This is a genomic window from Citricoccus sp., from assembly GCF_035445025.1.
Classification (GTDB): domain Bacteria; phylum Actinomycetota; class Actinomycetes; order Actinomycetales; family Micrococcaceae; genus Citricoccus.
This window is the reverse complement of sequence record NZ_DAOMPX010000001.1, coordinates 136022-155466: the sequence shown is the minus strand read 5'-3', so window position 1 is coordinate 155466 and position 19445 is coordinate 136022. Positions and strand designations below refer to the sequence as shown.

The following is a 19445-nucleotide window of genomic DNA, read 5'->3' as shown; positions in this document are numbered from 1 at the left end:
TGACTGGACACCGGCCGGCCCGGGTGTGGTCGGGACCATGCTACGACCCCCCGCGGGCTCTGCGGGGGTGAACCGCCGGGATGAGACGCGGAAAGTCACCGTCCCAGCCCCGGGATCCGGCGGGCCAGGGGACCCAGGAACGCCGCCAGTTCCGGCAGGCGCATGGCCCGCAGCACGAGGAGGTAGACCACCGCCATCACGGTGCCCACCACGGCGCAGGACAGCAGTGCGTTGACGATCGAGGACCACGGGAAGCCACCGGAATACCCGCCCATCAGCCACAGGACCAGCCCGCCGGCCAGTCCGGAGACGACCGCGGCCACTCCGGTCCGCAGGTAGGTGTCCAGTACCTGACCGGAGCCGTAGTCCCCGTAGCGACGGCGGACCAGCAGGTGCGCGGCGATGAACTGGGCCACGTGCAGGACGGTGAACACCGCGACGATGAGGTACGCCATGGTCCAGGTCGGGATGAACAGCCCGCCGATGTAGGCGATCACCAGGGTGCAGGCCGCGGTGCCCACCTGCACGATCATCGGGATCCGGGCGTTCTCGTCGGCATAGAACACCCGCATCAGGTAGATGTGCGCGGAGCGGAACGGCATGCCCAGGGCCAGCAGCACCAGCAACTGGCCGATCGCCACGCCCGAGGCGGCCGCGGTGGCGGAGGAACCGGCGAAGATCCGGCCCAGGGGACCGGCCAGCACCAGCACCGCGACCATGGCGAACATCATCGGCACCGCGAAGTTCCGCAACCCCAGGCTGACGGTGTGCAGGGCCTCGGGCAGGTCCCGGTTGTGCAGCGAGCGGGCGAGCTGGTTGAACAGCACGGTGGCCAGGGAGAGCACGAACACGGAGTGGGGCAGGACCGTGATGAGCTGCGCCGTGTTCAGGGCGTACAGGCCCGGGATCGAGGCGGCCTGGACGGCGGCGTCGGCGCCGGCCGTGACGTCGATGTCCGAACGCGCCTCGGTGGCCCCGGAGACCAGGCGGGCGACCAGGAGGTTGACCATATTGCCGGCCATCATCGTCACCAGCGTGTAGGCGGCGAGCCGGCCGGTCGAGCGCAGGCCCATTCCCTTCCAGCCGAACTTCGGCCGCAGGCCCAGGCCCAGCCGGCTCAGCGGGATGAACAGCACGAGCGCCTGGATCACGATCCCGAGGGTGTGCCCCCCGGCGAGCAGGACGGTCTGCGCGGTGGACCACTGGGCCAGCTGGTCCTCTCCGGCGGTGAAGGAGCCGAACAGGACGAGGTAGAGGCTGATCACCAGGATCGCCACCACGTTGTTCGCCACGGGGGCCCACATGTACGCGCCGAAGCGGCCGTTGGCGTTGAGCACCTGCCCGATGACCGCGTACAGCCCGTAGAAGAAGATCTGCGGCAGCGTCCACAGCGCGAACGCCGTGCCCAGGACCAGCTTGGGCTCGGACCAGCCGCTGGTCAGCGACTGGATGATCGGGGCCGCCGCGACGGTGATCACCAGGGTGGCGGCGGCCATGACGATCACCGCCAGCGTGATCAGCCGGGAGGTGTAGTCCGCGCCCTGGTCGGGTCTCTTCGCGGCCTTGATCAGCTGCGGGACCAGCACCACGTTGAACACGCCGCCGGCGAGCAGCATGTAGATGATGTTCGGGATGGTGTTGGCGGTCTCGAAGATGTCCGCCACCACGGCCGTCGAGCCGATCGCCACGGCCAGCAGGGCCGTGCGGACGAAGCCGAGGACGCGGGAGGCCATGGTCCCCGCGGCCATGATGGCGCTGGAGCGGGCGGTGCTGCCGGCGTCGAGCTTCTCGGTGGTGCCCGCGCCCGTCACCGCCGTGGTGGCGTTCCGGCTCACCGTGCCCGGTCCGGCAGGTCCGGGAGACGGTCCTCATGGTCGGGCAGCACGTCCCGGGCGAGGTCCACGATGCGGCGCTCGTTCGGGAAGGAGAGCTTCGCGTTGAGCACGTCCAGCTCCACCCAGGCCACGTCCACGGCCTCGTGGTCCGGGTCGTTCTCGGTCGTCAGCTCCCCGCCCGTGGCCCTGAGCAGGTAATGGTGCACCGTCTTGTGCACGCGGTGGCTGGACACGGTGAACCAGTAGTCGATGGAACCCAGCGAGGCGAGGACCTCCCCGGCGATGCCGGTCTCCTCCTCCACCTCACGGATGGCGGCCTCCTCGTGGGTCTCGGACCCCTCCGGGTGACCCTTGGGCAGGCACCACTCCAGGCGTCCACCCCGGTTGTAGCGGGCGATGATCGCCACCTCGAGCCGACCGCCGATCCTGCGGACCACCACGCCGCCGGCGGAGACCTCCTCCACGGTGGGCAGGACACCGGGGGCGGTCTCCCCGCCGGCGCCGGGCTGTCCGGGGCGTCGAGGCACGCGACGGCCCACCGATGCGGTGAGCGGCGTGCGCTTCGGCGCGCTCGGGACGGGATGAGCCATGCGTTCCACTGTAGCGGCCCCGCGCGGGCGCGTTCCGGAGTGTCGGATCCGGGCGTGGGATCTGGCACCCTTAACCACACGATGAATCCCTCTGCAGCATCCCAGCCCCTGTCCGGCGCGCCCGCGACGCCACCCGTGACCCCGTCCGCCACGACCGCCGGCACCGGCCGCGCCACCGGACCGGGCCCGGCGGTCTCCACGGCCGACGTCGACCTGCCCGCCGGCTTCCCCACCGGTGCGAGGCTGCCGGGCGTGGTGCTCGGACTCGGCCGGCTGTTCGCGGAGGCCGGCCACGAGCTGTCCCTGGTCGGTGGACCGGTGCGCGACCTGTTCCTGGGCAGGGTGTCCCCGGACCTGGACTTCACCACGGACGCCGACCCGGACACCACCCTGCGGATCGGCCGGCGCTGGGCGGACGCGCACTGGGACATCGGCCGGCGCTTCGGCACCATCGGCTTCGCGAAGGACGGCTGGCAGCTGGAGGTCACCACCTACCGCGCCGAACAGTACGACCCGGACTCCCGCAAGCCGCAGGTGGCCTTCGGCGACTCGCTCGAGGACGACCTGCTGCGCCGCGACTTCACGGTCAACGCGATGGCCATCCGGTTGCCGGCCCTGGAGCTGGTGGACCCCTTCGGCGGGGTGCGGGACCTGGCGGCGGGCCGGCTGCGGACCCCCGGGACCCCCGAGGACTCCTTCTCGGACGACCCGCTGCGCATGATGCGGGCGGCCCGGTTCGCCTCCCAGCTGGGCATCGGCGTGGACGACTCCGTGGTCGCGGCGATGACCGCGATGTCCGAGCGGATCTCCATCATCTCGGCCGAGCGCGTGCGCGAGGAACTGGTCAAGCTCGTCAACGGCGCCCATCCCCGGGCCGGCCTCGACCTGCTCGTGGACACCGGCCTGGCCGACCACGTGCTGCCGGAACTGCCGGCCCTGCGGCTGGAGACGGACGAGCACCACCGCCACAAGGACGTCTACGACCACTCGCTGACGGTCCTGGAGCAGGCCATCGACCACGAGTACCCTGCGCGGCTCCGGGAGCAGTGGGACGCCGAACGGGCGGGGCGGGAACCGGCTGCAGCGGACGGCGAGGCCGAGGACCGGGAGTTCGAGCCGCCGTCGGGGACCTACGTTCCCGCGCCGGACTTCGTCCTGCGCTTCGCGGCACTGATGCACGACGTCGGCAAGCCGGGGACCCGGCGGTTCGAACCGAACGGGGCGGTCTCCTTCCGCCACCACGACGTGGTGGGGGCCAAGCTGGTCAAGCAGCGGATGCGGGCCCTGAAGTTCGACAACGACACCATCAAGGCGGTGGCACGGCTGGTGGAGCTGCACATGCGGTTCTACGGCTACGGCGACGCCGGCTGGACGGACTCGGCGGTGCGCCGGTACATCACCGACGCGGGCCCGCTGCTGCCCCGGCTGCACGCCCTGACGCGCTCGGACGTGACCACGCGCAACCGACGCAAGGCCGAGCGCCTGGCCCACTCCTACGACGACCTGGAGCGTCGGATCGAGGAGATCACCGAACAGGAGCAGCTGGACGCGGTGCGGCCGGACCTGGACGGCACGCAGGTCATGGAGATCCTGGGGATCCGTCCCGGGCCCGTGGTGGGCCGGGCCTACAAGCACCTGCTGGAGTGGCGGCTGGACGAGGGGCCGCACGGAGAGGACGTGGCCCGCGCGGAGCTGCTGCGCTGGTGGGCGGAGCAGCCCGAGGCGGCGGAGGCATCGGAGGCGTCAGAATAAGCCGCTGATCCGGCCGTCCGCGTCCACGTCCATGACGTCCGCGGCGGGCGCCTTGGGCAGTCCCGGCATGGTCATCATGGCCCCGGTGAGGGCCACGATGAACCCGGCGCCGGGCCGGACCACGAGCTCGCGGACCGTGATGCCGAAGCCGGTGGGGGCACCCAGGACCTTCGGATCGTCCGTGAACGAGTACTGGGTCTTGGCCATGCACACCGGCAGGTGGCCCCACCCCTCCTCGGTGAGCTGGGCCAGCTGGCGCTTGGCCTCGGCGGAGTACTCCACGTGGGAGCCGCGGTAGATCCGCTGCACCACGGCGTCGATGCGCTCCTCGACATCCATGGTCTCCGTCCACAGGGACCGGTACGAGCCGGTCCCCTCGGCGATGGCCTCGGTGACCTGGCGGGCGAGTTCCACGGCACCGGCCCCGCCCCGGGCCCACACCTCGGCGACGGCGACCCGGACGCCGGCCCGGCCGCACCAGTCGGTGAGCCAGGACAGTTCGGCGTCCGTGTCCTGCGGGAAGCGGTTGACGGCGACGATGACCGGCACCCCGTAGACGGACAGGTTCTGCACGTGGCGCTCGAGGTTGGCCACCCCCGCCTCGAGGGCGACCAGGTGACGCCGCTCCGCGGTCTCCGCCGTGCCGGCGGCCACCCCGGCGGTGGCGCCGGCGTTCACCTCGCCCAGGGACAGTCCGCCGTTCATCTTCAGCGCCCGGACGGTGGCCACCACCACGGAGGCCGCCGGGGGGAAGCCACCGGCCACGGCCGTGATGTCCATGAACTTCTGCCCGCCCAGGTCTGCGCCGAACCCGGCCTCCGTGACCACCAGGTCGGACAGGGACCGGGCCGTGTTGGTGGCGATGATCGAGTTCGCCCCGTGGGCGATGTTGGCGAACGGCCCGCCGTGGATGAGCACCGCGGAGCCGCCCAGGGTCTGGACCAGGTTCGGCTTCAACGCGTCCTTGAGCAGCACGGCCATGGCACCCTGGGCGCCGTTCGGGCCCAGCTGGCCGACGGTCACCGGCTGCTGGTCATGCGTCCGCCCGATGATCATCCGGGAGAGCCTGGACTTGAGGTCCTCCAGGTCCCGCGACAGGCAGAACACGGCCATGGTCTCCGTGGCGACGGTGATCTCGAAGCCGTTCTCCCGCGGCACGCCCTGGCTGCGGCCGCCGAGGCCGATGACGGTCTGCCGCAGGGCGCGGTCATTGGTGTCGAGGCAGCGCTTGAGGGCGATGGTCCGCGGGTCGATGCCCAGCGTGTTGCCCTGGTGCAGGTGGTTGTCGATGAGCGCGCAGAGCAGGTTGTGGGCCGCGGTGATGGCGTGGAAGTCACCGGTGAAGTGGAGGTTGATCTCCTCCATGGGCACCACCTGGGCGTGACCGCCACCGGTGGCGCCGCCCTTCATCCCGAACACCGGGCCCAGGGACGGTTCGCGCAGGGCGGCCATCGCCGTCCTGCCGCGCCACCACGCAGGGGCGTCCGCCTGGGCGGCCAGCTCGTTCAGCCCGTCCACCAGGCCCACGGTGACGGTGGACTTCCCCTCGCCGGCCGGCGTCGGGCTGATGCCGGTGACCAGCACGACCCGGCCCGGGGTCCGCTGGGACCGCGGCAGCCGCGCCGGGTCGATCTTGGCCATGTGATGCCCGTAGGGGATCAGGGCATCCTCGGGGATCGCCGACCGCCGGGCGAGCTCGGAGACCGGCAGGAACGTGGCGGCGGCGGCGATCTCGGCGTCGTTCATGCGGCAGATCCTGCCACAACGCGACGGGAGGTCGATAGGACGCGTCAGCCCCCGGGAGACCCGGGCCTGACGTGTCCTATCGACCTCCGGAGCACCGGTGGGGCGCTCGGCGCCCGGACCGGGTCAGCGCTCGATGTCCCCGCGGATGAACGCCTCGACCAGCTCGTGCGCCTCCTCGTCATGGTGCTGCACGGGCGGGGACTTCATGAAGTAGGACGAGGCGGAGAGGATGGGGCCGCCGATGCCGCGGTCCAGGGCGATCTTGGCGGCACGCACGGCGTCGATGATCACGCCCGCGGAGTTCGGGGAGTCCCAGACCTCCAGCTTGTACTCCAGGGACACCGGGGCATCGCCGAAGTTGCGGCCCTCCAGGCGCACGAACGCCCACTTGCGGTCGTCCAGCCAGGACACGTAGTCGGACGGGCCGATGTGGACGTCGTCCGCGCTGAGCTGCGCGGAGGTGTTGGAGGTGACGGCCTGGGTCTTGGAGATCTTCTTGGACTCCAGGCGCTCGCGCTCGAGCATGTTCTTGAAGTCCATGTTGCCGCCCACGTTCAGCTGGTAGGTGCGGTCCAGGGTGACGCCGCGGTCCTCGAACAGCTTGGCCATGACGCGGTGGGTGATGGTCGCGCCGATCTGGGACTTGATGTCATCACCGACGATCGGCACGCCGGCCGCGGTGAACCGGTCCGCCCACTCGGGGGTGCCGGCGATGAAGACGGGCAGGGCGTTGACGAACGCGACCCGGGCGTCGATGCAGGCCTGGGCGTAGAACTTCGCGGCCTCCTCGGAACCCACGGGCAGGTAGCAGACCAGGACGTCCACGTCGGTGTCCTTGAGCACCTGCACCACGTCGACCGGCTCCGCACCGGACTCCTCGATGGTCTCCCGGTAGTACTTGCCCAGGCCGTCGAGGGTCGGTCCGCGCTGGACGGTCACGTCGGTGGCCGGGACGTCGGCGATCTTGATGGTGTTGTTCTCGGAGGCGACCAGCGCGGCAGAGAGCTCCACGCCGACCTTCTTGGCGTCGACGTCGAAGGCGGCGACGAACTCCAGGTCGGAGACGTGATAGTCACCGAACTGGACGTGCATGAGGCCCGGGACCTGCTCGTCGGCGGAGGCGTTGCGGTAGTACTCGACCCCCTGGATCAGGGAGGTGGCGCAGTTGCCCACGCCCGCAATGGCCACACGAATCGGCTTCTTCGACACCGGTACTCCTTGTTGTCCTGATGGTCCTGCGGCCGCACGGGCGCGGCGGACCGAGCCCCGGCGGTCCGGGACGTCGATGCAGTGAGGGTGCTTCCGGCCCGTGACGGGCGGGCACGACCCCATCCACTTTACGCCGGATGACGACGTTCATCCGCATCGGTGTCCAACCGCCGTCCGTGCCGCCGCATTCCCGGCCCTCTCCAGGGGAGGGCCGGTGCCGGGTCCCTCCTAGGATGGGCACCATGAGCCTGCGCACCCCGGCCCCCGGCCCGCGGACCCCCGGGGCCCCGTCCCGGACCGGTGCCGGAGGTCCCGACGGCGGTGCTCCGGTCCCCGCCTCCGTGCCCTCGCGCACGGACGGGCTGGTGCGCCGGTTGCGGGAGGGGCTCGGCGGCCCGGTGGGCCGGCACACCGTCCCCGGACGCACCGGCGGCTCCTTCTTCACGCCCCTGCGGGTGATGATCCTGCTCACCACGCTCTCGGCCGTCGTCGCGGTGCTGCTGAAGACCCCGTGCCGGCTGGGCGGCTGGGGACAGCCGGAGGTCTACTACGCCGGCTGTTACTCGGACTGGGCCGCGCTCTACGGCGGGCGCGGGTTCGCCGAGGACCCCTTCGCCCCCTTCGCGGCCGGGGCCGGCTTCGAGTACCCGGTGCTGATGTCCGTGGTGGCCTCGATCGCCGCGGTGGTCTCGAGGATGCTGCCGTTCAGCGACCTGAACCCCACGCTGGCCTACTGGGACGTGAACTTCCTCCTCACGGCCGTGCTGTGGATCGTGACCGTGGTGGTCACGGCCAGGTCCGCCGGCCGCCGGCCCTGGGACGCGGTCATGGTGGCCGTCGCGCCGGGCATCGTCCTGGCCGGGTCCGTGAATTGGGACCTGTGGGCGGTGGCGCTGCTGGCCGTGGGCATGTGGCTGTTCGGCGGACGCAGGCCCCTGCTGGCCGGTCTCTTCTTCGGGCTGGGGGCGGCGATGAAGCTCTATCCCCTGCTCATCCTGGGGGCGCTGCTGATCCTGGCCGTCCGCTCCCGGCGCTGGGCCCCGTTCCTGTGGGCGACGCTGGGAACGGTGATCGCCTGGCTGGCCGTCAACCTGCCGATGATGATCGGCAACCTCGCCGCCTGGAGCGTGTTCTTCACCTTCTCCGGGGAACGCGGCCCGGGCCTGTCCTCGGTCTGGCACGCCTGGAACGTGACGATGGGCCGGATCGGCGGACCGGAGATCCGTGCCGAGGACCTGTCCCTGCTGGCCTACGGGGCCTTCTTCCTGGCCTGCGCGGCCATCTTCGCGCTCGGTGTCAGCTGCCGCTACCGGCCGCGGCTGGCCCAGCTGACCTTCCTGATCGTTGCCGCGTTCGTGCTGTGCAACAAGGTGTATTCCCCGCAGTTCGTGGTGTGGCTGGTCCCGTTGGCGGCGCTCGCGGTCCCGCGCTGGCGCGACTTCCTGATCTGGCAATTCGTCGAGGTGCTGCACTTCTGGGCGATCTGGATGTACCTGGCCAAGGGGGCCTCCGGTTCCGAGGTGCAGCACTCCATGGACGACACGTTCTACGTCCTGGCGATCCTCGGGCACATGGCTGCCACCCTGTACCTCATGGGCCGCGTGGTCGAGCAGATGCTCGCGCCCTGGGACGACCCGGTGCGGGCCTCGCTGCCCGGCGGGCGGATCTGGACCCGGCCCGCCGCGGGCGCCGGTTCAGGACGGGGCCTGGAGGCGGCCGCGGCCCGCATGGACCACCTGGGCTTCGACGCCACCGAGGCGGAGCGGCTGCCCGTGGACGACCCCCTCGGCGGTCACTACGACGACGCCCCGGACCGTGCCCCGTGGCTGGTGAGGCGGCACCGGGAGGCGGCCCGGACGACCTGGTGACCTGCGGGAGCCGGCGCGGCGTGCCGACCGGGGAGGCGTGCAGGGCGGTGAGGTGCGGGGACCGCCGCGGCGGGGAGGGCCGCACCGTACGGTAGGACCATGACCGCACCGGACTCCGTGACCCCCGCCGGCTCCCTGGCCGGCCACCCCCACCTGCAGGACCTCGCCGGTTTCGTGCAGGCCAGCCCCTCGAGCTACCACGCCGCCGCCGAGGTGGCACGCCGCCTCCAGGCGGTCGGCTACACCCGCGTGGATGAACGCGCGGACTTCCCCGCGCAGCCCGGTGGGTATGTCCTGGTCCGGGACGGGGCCGTCATCGCCTGGCGGATTCCCGAGGGCGCCGGGCTCCCGGGGGCCCGGGTGTCCGGGGCCGGCTCGGCCGGTGCCGTGCCGGTGTTCCGCATCCTGGGTGCCCACACGGACTCCCCGACGTTCAAGCTCAAGCCCCGCCCGACGACCGGCCGGGAGGGCTGGCTGCAGGCCGGCGTGGAGGTCTACGGCGGGCCGCTGCTGAACTCCTGGCTGGACCGGGAGCTGTGCCTCGCGGGCCGGCTGGTGACCGAGGACGGCACCGAGCACCTCGCGGCCACCGGGCCCGTGGCGCGCTTCCCGCAACTGGCCATCCACCTGGACCGGGACGTGAACAACGGGCTCACGCTGGATCGCCAGCAGCACATGAACCCGATCTGGGGCGCTGCCGGCGGCAGGACCGCCCCGGCCGACATCCTGGCCGTGCTCGCACGCACCGCCGGGGTGGAGCCGGGGGCGGTCCGGGGTTTCGACGTGGTCATGGCGGACACCCAGGCACCGGGACTGTTCGGGGCGTCCGAGGAGTTCTTCGCCTCCGGGCGGCTGGACAACCTGTCCTCCGTGCACGCCGGACTGGTGGCGCTGGAGGCACATCCCTCCCCGGCGCCGGCGGCCGATGCGCCGGTGATCCCCGTGCTCGCGGCGTTCGACCACGAGGAGCTGGGCTCGGCATCGCGCTCGGGAGCGGCCGGCCCCGTGCTGGAGGACGTGCTGCGCCGTGTGCTGGATGCGCTGGACGTCGCGGGACAGGGCCCGGCGCGGTCATTCGCGGGATCCTGGCTGTTGTCCGCCGACGCCGGTCACCTGGTCCACCCGAACTACGCCGAGCGGCACGACCCGGTGAACCATCCGCGGCCCAACGCCGGTCCCCTGCTGAAGATCAACGCCAACCAGCGGTACTCCACCGATGCGGCCGGTGCCGCCGCCTTCGCCGGCTGGTGCGCCCACGCGGGAGTGCCGTTCCAGGAGTTCGTGTCCAACAACGCGGTGCCGTGCGGGTCCACGATCGGTCCCATCTCGGCCACCCGGCTCGGCATCCGCACCGTGGACGTGGGCATCGGGCTGCTGTCCATGCACTCCGCCCGGGAGATGTGCGGGGCCCAGGACCCCGGGTACCTGGCCGCGGCCGTGGGCTCGTTCTTCACCGGGGCCTGAGGCGGCCCGTCCCGCCGGGGCGGGCGTGGCCGCCTGCGGGGTCAGCCGACGGCGGCCAGGCTGCGGACGGTCAGCAGGTTCCGGGCGGTGGCCCGGGTGTCCAGGGTCCGCTCGATGCGGTCGAGGGTGAGCGCGGAGGTCCGGGACGAGTTCGCGTACCGGACCCACACGAACCTGCCGGTGACCGCGCACCGGTCGTCACCGGCGTCGAACGCCTCGAGCGCGTCGGCCTGCTCGGGATCGGCGGGCTCGGCCAGCAGGACCAGGTGGGTCAGCTTGCCCTCCCCGCCGGCGAAGGCCAGCTGCGCGTGCAGGGCCAGGGCGGTGTCCAGGTCGGCCCGGCTCGCGGGGATCACCGCGACGGCCAGTCCGAGTTCTGCCTCCAGGGCGGACTCCACCCCGTACGCGATGTCCCACGCGTCCGCATCGGCCTCGTGCCCCGGCCGCCGGTCCACGTGGAACAGGACGTTGCCCGAGTTCAGGTGGGTGGTGACCTCGAGGGCGCCCGCCGCGGTGGCGATCTGGCGCAGGTGGTCCATGGGCACCCTCGCGTGTCCGCCGACGTTGATGCCCCGCAACAACAGGACGTGGGTGTGGTCGGAACGCGGGGCGGAGGCCATGGTCCCATCCTGCACAGCGGACCGGCACGGTGCCAGTGTCCACAGTCACGGTCCGGGCCGTGGCGGCCGGGTGATGCCCCCCGGCAGAGTGGGGCCTGGTTCGGGACCATTGCCACCAGCGGGTATGATGGTCGAGGTTTTCTGCGTGCCGTCCCATGACGGATCCCGCGCGGAACCACCGCACAGAACCTCCTGTTACGGAAAGACCGTGACCACTAGCCCGAAGGAGGTGGGTTCGCATGCGTGCATATGAACTGATGGTGCTGATTGATCCCGAAGTGGACGAGCGCACCGTTGAACCGACCCTGCAGAAGTACCTCGAGGTCGTCACCAAGGACGGCGGCACCGTGGACAAGTTCGATCTCTGGGGCCGGCGCCGCCTGGCCTACGAGATCCAGAAGAAGACCGAGGCCATCTACGCCGTCGTCAACTTCACGTCCACCCCGGACACCTCCAAGGAGCTCGATCGCCTGCTGGGCCTGAACGAGATCGTCCTGCGCACCAAGATCATCCGCCCGGAAGAGCAGAAGATCACCGCAGAGGCGGAGTGATCCCGCGCGGCGCCGGTGACGGTGCCGCACCCACCCGCTGAGTCCAGCGACCAGAACGTCCGAAGAGTCCACAGGAGGCACCATGGCCGGAGAGACCATCATCACCGTCGTCGGGAACCTGACGGCAGACCCGGAACTGCGGTTCACGCCGTCCGGTTCCGCGGTGGCGAACTTCACCATCGCCTCCACCCCCCGGACCTTCGACCGCCAGTCGAACGAGTGGAAGGACGGGGAGACCCTGTTCCTCCGCGCCTCGATCTGGCGGGAGGCGGCCGAGAACGTGGCCGAGTCCCTGACCAAGGGCACCCGCGTGGTGGCCCAGGGCCGGCTGAAGGCCCGCAGCTACGAGACCCGCGAGGGTGAGAAGCGCACCTCCTACGAGCTGGACGTGGACGAGATCGGTCCCTCGCTGCGGTACGCCACGGCCAAGGTCACCAAGTCCGGCCGCGGGGGCGGCGGGGGCTTCGGCGGCGGCGGCCAGGGTGGCGGCTTCGGCGGCGGCCAGGGCGGCGGGTTCAACCAGGGCGGGAACGCCGGGGGCCAGGGCGGCGGCAACGCCGGCTGGGGTTCCGGTGGCGGTTCCAACGATCCGTGGGGTGGGTCCTCCACCTCCGCGGGTTCCTGGGACACCCCGGGCAACGACGAGCCCCCGTTCTGATCCGAGCAGTACTGAATCACCTCCGGTGAGCGGACCTGAGCCGATCACCGATCCCCCCGGCGGGGAGGTGCCCTGAGGGGCGCGGACCCCGCCGGACGCCGTCGGGAACCGTTTCCCGTACGGCGGCAGCAGGCGGCCACCCGCCGCCTGCGATCCCATCCCGCAGAACCGTTCTGCGGGCTCCCGACGATTGAAGGAGCACCACGATGGCGAAGGCTGAGATCCGTAAGCCCAAACCAAAGTCCAACCCGCTGAAGGCCGCTGACATCACCGTCATCGACTACAAGGACGTCGCCCTGCTGCGCAAGTTCATCTCCGACCGCGGCAAGATCCGTGCCCGTCGCGTGACCGGCGTGACCGTGCAGGAGCAGCGCAAGATCGCCCAGGCCATCAAGAACGCCCGTGAGGTTGCCCTGCTTCCTTACTCCGGCGCTGGCCGCGGCTGATCGCGCGAGTCGAGGAAGGAACAGATACAGATGGCAAAGCTCATTCTGACCCAGGAAGTGACTGGCCTGGGCTCCGCCGGTGACGTCGTCGACGTCAAGAACGGCTACGCCCGCAACTACCTGCTGCCGCGCGGTTTCGCGACCCTGTGGACCAAGGGCGGGGAGAAGCAGGTCGAGTCCATCAAGACGGCTCGCCAGACCCGCGCCGTGAAGTCCCTCGAGGAGGCACAGGCCCTCGCCGCGAAGCTGCAGGGCACGCCGGTCAAGCTCGAGGTGACCGCCGGTGAGGGTGGCCGCCTGTTCGGCGCCGTCAAGGCCGCGGACGTGGCCGAGGCTGTCGAGGCCTCCGGCCTGGGCAGCATCGACCGTCGCACCGTGACCCTGCCGACCGCCATCAAGGCGCTCGGCCGGTACCAGGCGCATGTCCGCCTGCACGAGGACGTCCTGGCCGTGATCGACCTGGACGTCGTCGCCGCCAAGACCAAGAAGAAGTGACCTCCTAGTCACCTTCTGCATCCGCAGAGGCCGGCCGGTTCCCCTCGGGGAGCCGGCCGGCCTCTGCGCGTCCACCGCAGATCGTTCGCCTCCGACCGTTCACCGCCGGGCGGTGGCCAGGAAGACGGGGAAGGACGTGCCGTCCTTGTCGATCGTGGTGAAGTCCTCGACCGAGACGTCCTCGAATCCGTCCCGCACGAGCCACTGGGCCAGCTGGTGACGGTCGAAGCCCGGGTGGCCGTCGAAGTCGTGCAGGTGGGCGTGGAAGGACCCGTCCTCCGTGTCCAGGTCGGCGATCGCCACGTGCCCGCCCGGTTCCAGCAGGCTGCGGAACCCGGACAGCACGCGGGGGATGTCGTGCACGTGATGGAGCACCAGGCTGGCCACGATCAGGTCGAACCGTTCGTCCGGGGTGCCGCCTGACTCCAGGTCCAGGTCCCAGACCCGGGTGCCGGCCGGAAGCAGGCCCTGGGCGACCTTGTCCGCGGCCACCCGGCGCATGCCCTCGGAGCTGTCCGCGAGGGTCACGGAGCCGATGTGGGGCACGAGCGCCTGGGAGACCAGTCCGGTTCCCGCCCCGTACTCCAGGAGACGTTCCCGGCCGGTGAGGGCCAACCGGGTGGCGACGGCATCCGCCAGCCTGCGTGCCTCGTCCGCCTTGCCCGGTTCGAGGTCCCAGGTGGCCGCCGCGGTGTCGAAGTGCTCATTCGCCATGGCGGACCTCCCGGTCCAGGGCCGCGGCGTCGGCCCTGTGGACGGAATGGTGAGCGTGGGGAGCGGGCTCCTCCACCGGGACGCCGGCGGGCATCGTCGAGTTCTCGTGGGACGTCATCCGGCCATCCTTCCAGCCCGGCGCCGCCGAGGGAATGTGAAGCGGGGGATCGGTGCCCGGGATCACCCGCCCGGTGAGAGGGTGACGAACGTGACACCCCGGTGAACCACGGGCGTCCAGGAGGTGCGCCGGGAGCGCGTGGTCGGCTACAACGGCAATTACAAAACATGTGGATAGCCTGTGGATAACTGTGAAGAACTGGCGGGCGAAGTTGCGTTCCCAGGGACCGGGATGCTAGTTCCCCAGCAGTAATCCCCAGCGAAATTCCTTTCTATCCACAGGCCTGGAAAAGAAAACGCCCTTGTCAAACAAGGGTTGTGGACGAGGGTGGGGGCGCATCCCCAGAGTTTTCCCCACTCTGTGCACACCACAACCCGGTGAATCCACACGTTATCCACAGAAGCTGTGGACATTGTGCTTGAGCGGGGTTCCGCAGGCGAGTAGTCTCACGTGGTACCCCCACAGGACGAGCCGGGTATTGGCTAGGATTCATGGCGCACATCCGGCTGGCATCGCCTGGGGAGTCCGTCGCATCGGGGTCCCGATGCGACGGGCTCCTAGGGACACCGCACCGCGGGGAGTTACCGGGCCGTCCGGTCATAGGGAAGGGAATCAACTACTTGGCATTCGAGCATTTCGATTCCACCGACGGCACCGGCTCCTCGCGGGCCAACCTCCTTCCCCCGCAGGACCTCGTCGCCGAACAGTCGGTGCTCGGGGGCATGATGCTCTCCAAGGACGCGATCGCGGACGTCGTGGAGTTGCTGCGCGGCAACGACTTCTACAAGCCGGCGCACGAGATGATCTACGAGGCGATCATCGACCTGTACGGACGCGGTGAGCCCGCCGACGCCGTCACGGTCGCGGACCTGCTCAACAAGCGCCAGGAGCTGGCCCGCGTCGGCGGCCCGGCCGTGCTGCACGAACTCGTCCAGTCCGTGCCCACCGCGGCGAACGCGGGCTTCTACGCCGAGATCGTGCGCGAGAAGGGCGTCCTGCGCCGCCTCGTCCAGGCGGGCACCAAGATCGTCCAGATGGGCTACCAGCAGGACGGTGAGGTCGAGGAGATCGTCAACGAGGCCCAGGCCGAGGTCTACAAGGTCGCCGAGACCCGGCAGTCCGAGGACTACGTCCCCCTGTCCGGGATCCTCGAGCACACCGTGGACGAGATCGAGGCCGCCGGGTCCCAGGGCGAGGGGATGACCGGTGTGCCCACCGGCTTCTATGAGTTCGACGAGCTGACCCAGGGCCTGCACGGCGGGCAGATGATCGTCATCGCCGCGCGCCCCGCCGTCGGCAAGTCCACGATCGCGCTGGACTTCGCCCGCTCGGCGGCCATCAAGCACAACATGACCACCGTGTTCTTCTCCCTCGAGATGGGCAAGAACGAGATCGCCATGCGCCTGCTGTCCGCGGAGGCCACGATCGCCCTGCAGGACCTGCGCAAGGGGACCATCCGGGACGAGCAGTGGTCCAAGATCGCCGCCACCGTCGGGCGGCTGAACGACTCGCCGTTCTTCATCGACGACTCGCCGAACATGTCCATGATGGAGATCCGTGCCAAGTGCCGGCGGCTGAAGCAGAAGCACGACCTCAAGCTCGTGGTGCTGGACTACCTGCAGCTGATGAGTTCCGGCAAGAAGGTCGAGTCCCGCCAGCAGGAGGTCGCCGAGTTCTCCCGTGCCCTCAAGCTGCTGGCCAAGGAGCTACAGGTCCCGGTCATCGCCCTGTCCCAGCTGAACCGTGGCTCCGAGCAGCGCACGGACAAGAAGCCCCAGGTCTCCGACCTGCGTGAGTCCGGTTCCATCGAGCAGGACGCCGACATGGTCATCCTGCTGCACCGCGAGGACATCTACGACAAGGAGTCCCCGCGCGCCGGCGAGGCCGACCTGATCGTCGCCAAGCACCGTAACGGTCCGACGAAGACCATCGTGGTCGGCTTCCAGGGCCACTACTCGCGGTTCTCGAACATGGCACCCGACGCCGGGGGCTTCTGATGGTCCGCCTCCCCGGTCCCTCGCGGAGGGCGCCGGCACCCACGTGCTGACCGGGCTCTGGGAGCGCGTGACCAGCACCCAGCCGGACCTGGACTGGCCGCTGGCCCTGGCCATGGCCGGCCTCGCCCTCCTGCTCGCCTGGAGTCCGGCGGGCTACCGGGCGGTCCGCCACCTGGCCACGCTCACGCACGAGGCCGGGCACGCCGCGGTGGCGGTGCTCTCGGGGCGCCGGCTCAGCGGCATCCGCCTGCACTCGGACACCTCCGGGGTGACCCTGTCCCGGGGCCGTCCCCGTGGTCCCGGGATGGTGCTGATGCTGGCCGCCGGGTACCCGGCCCCGGCCGTCGTCGGGCTCGCGGGTGCGTGGCTCGCGGGCGCCGGCTACGCCGCCGCCTGGCTCTGGTCCTTCGTCCTGCTCTGCGCGCTGATGCTGCTGCTGGTGCGCAACCTCTACGGGCTGTGGGTCGTGCTCGTCACGGGGGTGGCCGTCGCCGCGCTGTCCTGGGCGGCCTCGCCCCTCGTCCTCTCCGCGGTCGCACAGGTGGTGGCGTGGTCGCTGTTGCTCTGCGCGCCCCGGGCCGTCGTGGAACTCCAGCGCCAGCGACGCCGGGCCCGGCGCCGGGGCCTGGGCCGGGCGGCCGGCGCCGGGCGCGGTCCGGACAGCGACGTCGACCAGCTGGCCCGGCTGACCGGGGTCCCGGCGGCGCTGTGGACCGGACTCTTCTGGCTCCTCTGCGCGTGCTGCCTCCTGGCCGGAGGGTGGCTGCTCTGGCCGTGGGGTCCGCCGGGGCCCTCGGCCTGAGGGACATCACCGGCCGGTCGGGCGGACCACCCCGGGGGATCAGTCCTCGGAGACGGTCATCCGGGCGATGCGGCCCTCGTCGAAGAAGGCCCGGACGCGGGCGCTGATCCTGCGGTCCGAGACCGAGTGCACGGTCCAGCGGGCACCGTCCTCGCAGACCCGGGCGCGGCTCGTCTCGACCCGCAGGCCGAACTCGTCCAGGAACCCCCGGATCCGTTCGGGGTCCGCCGTCGCCTCCAGGGGTGCCAGCGGGTGGGTGCTCGAGACCACCGCGCCGGGCCGGAACCGGCCCATGAGCGAGCCCGGTTCGCGGTCCTCGTCGCCCCACGCGCGCTCCAGGGCCATGGCGTCCACCTGGTCCTGTGCCTGGTGCCGACCCAGTTCCATCAGCTCGTCGATGAACGCGGGATCCCGGTTGAGCTTGCTGGCATGGCCCCAGGCGCGAGTGGCGTCCGTGCGCCGCATCTCCAGGATGCGCACCGTGATGTGCCGGACCCGATGAGAACGGATGGTGCCGTCGGCCAGCCATTTGTCGACCTGTTCGATGAAGCCGAGTTCCTGGTACAGGGAGAGGTTGCCGGACAGCTCGTTGCGGCGGGTCGCGATCTCCCCCACGGTCGTGGGCTCGTCCTCGACCTGCGAGGGGTTGACCTGGATCACCCAGATCTCGTCCGGTTCGGAGTCCAGCAGCTTGTGGACCGGGGGGTTCTGGGAGAACAGGCCGTCCCAGTACACGCTCCGGCCGAGGCGGACGGAGCGGAAGATCGTGGGGATGGCGGCCGAGGCCAGGATGGCGTCCGTCGAGATCTCGCCGTCGCGGCTGTCGAAGGTCCGGAACACGCCCTTGAGGACGTCGACGGCACCGACCAGGAGCATCGGGTCACTGATCGAGGCGGCGGCCAGTTCCTGATCGGCCCCCAGGTCCACGGTCTGGTCGATCAGCCGCCGCAGGAGGTCGGAGCTCCACACGGCGCCCGCGTGGAGATACGGGCTGACGACCGGGACGGCCACCGTCTCGGACAACCGCTGGCCCCACAGGACCATCGCGTTGACGACCTGGTCCGGCCAGCTCGACGCGCTGTTCGCCGTCCAGAACCGCCGGAGCAGGTGCTCGGCATCCCCGGGCCGGCGGTGCAGCAGCGACGACCAGGCGATCGCCGCGCAGATGGCACCTCCCGAGGTACCGCTGAGGCCGACGACCTGGTGCTCGGCCAGGACATCGGGCTGCAGGAACCGGGACAGGGCCCCGGCGGTGAAGGCGGTGTGGCTGCCACCGCCCTGGCAGGCGATCGCGACGCGGCGTCTCTGGGAGGTCACATCCCCGATCGTAGGGGTGATCGTGTCCGGTCCCCTCGCGGTGTCGCGCCAGGACACGCCGGTCGGGCTACCGTGGCTGGAGGCCGTGCCGTCCGGGCACCGGCCCGCATCCCTGCCGTCCAGAGAAGGAAGTTCCCATGAATGCCGTTCAGTTCCTCGGCCGCGCCGCTCTCGCCGCACCGTTCGTCTGGCTCGGTTACGAGGCCGCCAAGGAACCGGGTGGCCGGGTGGCGCTCGTCGAGCAGGCCGGGATCCCCGAACCGGAGCTCGCCGTGCGCGCGAACGGCGTGGCCATGGCCGCCGGGGGCACGGCGCTGGCGCTCGGCGTGCTGCCCCGGGCCGCGGCCGGCGGCCTGAGCCTGTCGATGCTCGCCACCACGATGGTCGGGCACCCGTTCTGGAAGGAGACCGAGACGGCCCGGCGAGTGCCGCAGCGGATCCAGTTCCTCAAGAACGTCGGGCTCGCCGGCGCACTGGTCGCCTACGCCGCGAGGGGCTGAGCCGCCGGCAGGCGGCCGGGGCTCCCGCTCCGGGAAGGCCAGGGGTCCTGTGGACAACGTCGACGCGTGCCCCTTCGGCCCCCTAGGGTGGCTGACATGGGGGTCGACGGCGCAGGAGCGGGGTGGTCGCAGCGGGACCGGATGCTGCTGCGGACGGCACAGGTCATCCATGCCCACGTCCACGGCGAGTTCGACCAGATCCTCCCGGTGCCCGTGGACTTCGCGGTCGGTGGGACGTACCCGGAGAACCGCATCGTGGCCGTCGCCCCGTTCTCGGTGTATGCGCTGGAGGCGCGCGGGGACGGGTCCTACGCCCATGACGGTGGCTTCTTCCTCGCCACCGGCCGCGGGGGCCTGGCGATCACCGCCGGGGCAGCGCTCGGCCGGGCCGTGGGGAACGCCCGACGGCGGGCTGCCGCCGCCCGGGCGGTGCAGCCGTCCTGGCACCATCTCGAGGGCGGGATGCTCTGTGTCAACCAGTTCGGGTTCTACCTGAGGACCCCGACCAGCCTGCTCTGGTGGGACTGGGGCAGCATCCTGGAGTGCCACATGGTCGAACCGGGACGACTGGGGATGCTGGGGATGACGCCGGCCGGCCAGTGCACCTACCTGATCGAGTCCGACCTCGCCGAACTGGTGTTCGCCACCTGGGCGATGAAGCGGCAGCCGCAGCACGTGCAGTTCCTGCACCGGGTGTGGCTGCTGCCGGACTGGATCGAGCGGTACCGGGCCGTCTACGGCCCGGGGGCCTTCGACTTCACCG

General features: G+C 70.9%; 19 protein-coding genes. 11 read left to right on the top strand and 8 right to left on the bottom strand.

The genetic code is table 11. The features are described from left to right. Positions 1–95: 95 nt before the first annotated feature. Complete coding sequence (gene murJ, locus PLJ28_RS00760; RefSeq protein ID WP_324589821.1) at positions 96–1835, bottom strand: murein biosynthesis integral membrane protein MurJ; 1740 nt, start codon at positions 1833–1835, stop codon at positions 96–98. Continuing rightward, entirely contained in the window at positions 1832–2425 is a 594-nt protein-coding gene (locus PLJ28_RS00755) for an NUDIX hydrolase (protein ID WP_298043384.1), read from the bottom strand. The genes murJ and PLJ28_RS00755 overlap by 4 nt, the downstream gene beginning before the upstream one ends. 81 nt (positions 2426–2506) lie before the next feature. On the opposite strand from PLJ28_RS00755, the gene PLJ28_RS00750 reads away from it, so the two are divergent. Next, positions 2507–4177 carry a tRNA nucleotidyltransferase/poly(A) polymerase-related protein gene (locus tag PLJ28_RS00750; RefSeq protein WP_298043385.1) on the top strand — a complete coding sequence of 557 codons (1671 nt, stop codon included), beginning with the start codon at positions 2507–2509 and terminating at the stop codon, positions 4175–4177. Here the strand turns inward: PLJ28_RS00750 and PLJ28_RS00745 are convergent. Both PLJ28_RS00745 and PLJ28_RS00740 read right to left on the bottom strand, forming a co-directional pair. Further along, positions 4169–5923: a formate--tetrahydrofolate ligase gene (locus PLJ28_RS00745; protein WP_183530301.1), complete on the bottom strand. Its 1755-nt coding sequence runs from the start codon at positions 5921–5923 to the stop codon at positions 4169–4171. The two genes, PLJ28_RS00750 and PLJ28_RS00745, sit on opposite strands and share 9 nt — an antisense overlap. A 123-nt stretch (positions 5924–6046) precedes the next feature. Beyond that, positions 6047–7132: an inositol-3-phosphate synthase gene (locus PLJ28_RS00740; protein ID WP_010144875.1), complete on the bottom strand. Its 1086-nt coding sequence runs from the start codon at positions 7130–7132 to the stop codon at positions 6047–6049. A gap of 242 nt (positions 7133–7374) precedes the next feature. Between PLJ28_RS00740 and PLJ28_RS00735 the strand changes: the two genes are divergently transcribed. Both PLJ28_RS00735 and PLJ28_RS00730 read left to right on the top strand, forming a co-directional pair. Then, on the top strand, positions 7375–9000 hold the full coding sequence (locus PLJ28_RS00735; protein ID WP_298043390.1) for a glycosyltransferase family 87 protein: 1626 nt from the start codon (positions 7375–7377) through the stop codon (positions 8998–9000). Between the two features lie 99 nt (positions 9001–9099). After that, the gene (locus PLJ28_RS00730) at positions 9100–10464 is read left to right on the top strand and encodes a M18 family aminopeptidase (RefSeq protein WP_183530300.1); all 1365 of its coding nucleotides are present in this window, start codon (positions 9100–9102) and stop codon (positions 10462–10464) included. Positions 10465–10505: 41 nt separating this feature from the next. Here PLJ28_RS00730 and PLJ28_RS00725 read toward each other — a convergent pair whose 3' ends face one another. Further along, positions 10506–11084: a DUF1697 domain-containing protein gene (locus PLJ28_RS00725; RefSeq protein WP_183530297.1), complete on the bottom strand. Its 579-nt coding sequence runs from the start codon at positions 11082–11084 to the stop codon at positions 10506–10508. 239 nt (positions 11085–11323) lie between these two features. Here PLJ28_RS00725 and rpsF point away from each other — a divergent pair, with 239 nt between their 5' ends. The 4 genes from rpsF to rplI all read left to right on the top strand — a co-directional run bounded on the left by rpsF (position 11324) and on the right by rplI (position 13234). Continuing rightward, a complete protein-coding gene (gene rpsF / locus PLJ28_RS00720) occupies positions 11324–11635 on the top strand; it encodes a 30S ribosomal protein S6 (protein ID WP_010144871.1) in 312 nt (103 codons plus the stop codon). Between the two features lie 82 nt (positions 11636–11717). Then, positions 11718–12293, top strand: coding sequence for a single-stranded DNA-binding protein (locus PLJ28_RS00715; RefSeq protein WP_183530295.1), 576 nt, complete (start codon positions 11718–11720; stop codon positions 12291–12293). A gap of 206 nt (positions 12294–12499) precedes the next feature. Further along, complete coding sequence (rpsR, locus tag PLJ28_RS00710; RefSeq protein WP_010144869.1) at positions 12500–12739, top strand: 30S ribosomal protein S18; 240 nt, start codon at positions 12500–12502, stop codon at positions 12737–12739. 30 nt (positions 12740–12769) lie between these two features. Continuing rightward, positions 12770–13234 carry a 50S ribosomal protein L9 gene (gene rplI / locus PLJ28_RS00705; protein ID WP_183530293.1) on the top strand — a complete coding sequence of 155 codons (465 nt, stop codon included), beginning with the start codon at positions 12770–12772 and terminating at the stop codon, positions 13232–13234. Positions 13235–13333: 99 nt separating this feature from the next. On the opposite strand, the gene PLJ28_RS00700 is transcribed toward rplI, so the two are convergent. Further along, on the bottom strand, positions 13334–13948 hold the full coding sequence (locus tag PLJ28_RS00700; RefSeq protein WP_183530291.1) for a class I SAM-dependent DNA methyltransferase: 615 nt from the start codon (positions 13946–13948) through the stop codon (positions 13334–13336). After that, a complete protein-coding gene (locus PLJ28_RS00695; protein ID WP_255459801.1) occupies positions 13938–14066 on the bottom strand; it encodes a hypothetical protein in 129 nt (42 codons plus the stop codon). Before PLJ28_RS00695 ends, PLJ28_RS00700 begins: the two co-directional genes overlap by 11 nt. Before the next feature lie 620 nt (positions 14067–14686). On the opposite strand from PLJ28_RS00695, the gene dnaB reads away from it, so the two are divergent. Continuing rightward, a complete protein-coding gene (gene dnaB, locus PLJ28_RS00690; RefSeq protein WP_010144865.1) occupies positions 14687–16063 on the top strand; it encodes a replicative DNA helicase in 1377 nt (458 codons plus the stop codon). A 43-nt stretch (positions 16064–16106) separates the two neighbouring features. Next, complete coding sequence (locus PLJ28_RS00685) at positions 16107–16865, top strand: M50 family metallopeptidase (protein ID WP_183530289.1); 759 nt, start codon at positions 16107–16109, stop codon at positions 16863–16865. 39 nt (positions 16866–16904) lie between these two features. Here the strand turns inward: PLJ28_RS00685 and PLJ28_RS00680 are convergent, their stop codons facing one another. Then, complete coding sequence (locus PLJ28_RS00680) at positions 16905–18182, bottom strand: patatin-like phospholipase family protein (protein ID WP_221243888.1); 1278 nt, start codon at positions 18180–18182, stop codon at positions 16905–16907. Positions 18183–18319: 137 nt separating this feature from the next. On the opposite strand from PLJ28_RS00680, the gene PLJ28_RS00675 reads away from it, so the two are divergent. Together PLJ28_RS00675 and PLJ28_RS00670 are read left to right on the top strand one after the other, a co-directional pair. After that, entirely contained in the window at positions 18320–18682 is a 363-nt protein-coding gene (locus tag PLJ28_RS00675; protein ID WP_183530288.1) for a DoxX family protein, read from the top strand. A 141-nt stretch (positions 18683–18823) separates the two neighbouring features. Next, positions 18824–19445: hypothetical protein (locus PLJ28_RS00670; protein WP_324589820.1), on the top strand; the 622-nt coding region annotated here is incomplete at its 3' end.

What these genes read in the sequence shown, in the direction of transcription:
- rpsR (WP_010144869.1), top strand. Translation starts at nt 12,500, where the DNA reads ATGGCGAAGGCTGAGATCCGTAAGCCCAAACCAAAGTCCAACCCGCTG.
- PLJ28_RS00745 (WP_183530301.1), bottom strand. Translation starts at nt 5,923, where the DNA reads ATGAACGACGCCGAGATCGCCGCCGCCGCCACGTTCCTGCCGGTCTCC.
- PLJ28_RS00675 (WP_183530288.1), top strand. Translation starts at nt 18,320, where the DNA reads ATGAATGCCGTTCAGTTCCTCGGCCGCGCCGCTCTCGCCGCACCGTTC.
- rpsF (WP_010144871.1), top strand. Translation starts at nt 11,324, where the DNA reads ATGCGTGCATATGAACTGATGGTGCTGATTGATCCCGAAGTGGACGAG.
- PLJ28_RS00725 (WP_183530297.1), bottom strand. Translation starts at nt 11,084, where the DNA reads ATGGCCTCCGCCCCGCGTTCCGACCACACCCACGTCCTGTTGTTGCGG.
- PLJ28_RS00750 (WP_298043385.1), top strand. Translation starts at nt 2,507, where the DNA reads ATGAATCCCTCTGCAGCATCCCAGCCCCTGTCCGGCGCGCCCGCGACG.
- PLJ28_RS00700 (WP_183530291.1), bottom strand. Translation starts at nt 13,948, where the DNA reads ATGGCGAATGAGCACTTCGACACCGCGGCGGCCACCTGGGACCTCGAA.
- PLJ28_RS00730 (WP_183530300.1), top strand. Translation starts at nt 9,100, where the DNA reads ATGACCGCACCGGACTCCGTGACCCCCGCCGGCTCCCTGGCCGGCCAC.
- PLJ28_RS00715 (WP_183530295.1), top strand. Translation starts at nt 11,718, where the DNA reads ATGGCCGGAGAGACCATCATCACCGTCGTCGGGAACCTGACGGCAGAC.
- rplI (WP_183530293.1), top strand. Translation starts at nt 12,770, where the DNA reads ATGGCAAAGCTCATTCTGACCCAGGAAGTGACTGGCCTGGGCTCCGCC.
- PLJ28_RS00755 (WP_298043384.1), bottom strand. Translation starts at nt 2,425, where the DNA reads ATGGCTCATCCCGTCCCGAGCGCGCCGAAGCGCACGCCGCTCACCGCA.
- PLJ28_RS00695 (WP_255459801.1), bottom strand. Translation starts at nt 14,066, where the DNA reads ATGACGTCCCACGAGAACTCGACGATGCCCGCCGGCGTCCCGGTGGAG.
- PLJ28_RS00735 (WP_298043390.1), top strand. Translation starts at nt 7,375, where the DNA reads ATGAGCCTGCGCACCCCGGCCCCCGGCCCGCGGACCCCCGGGGCCCCG.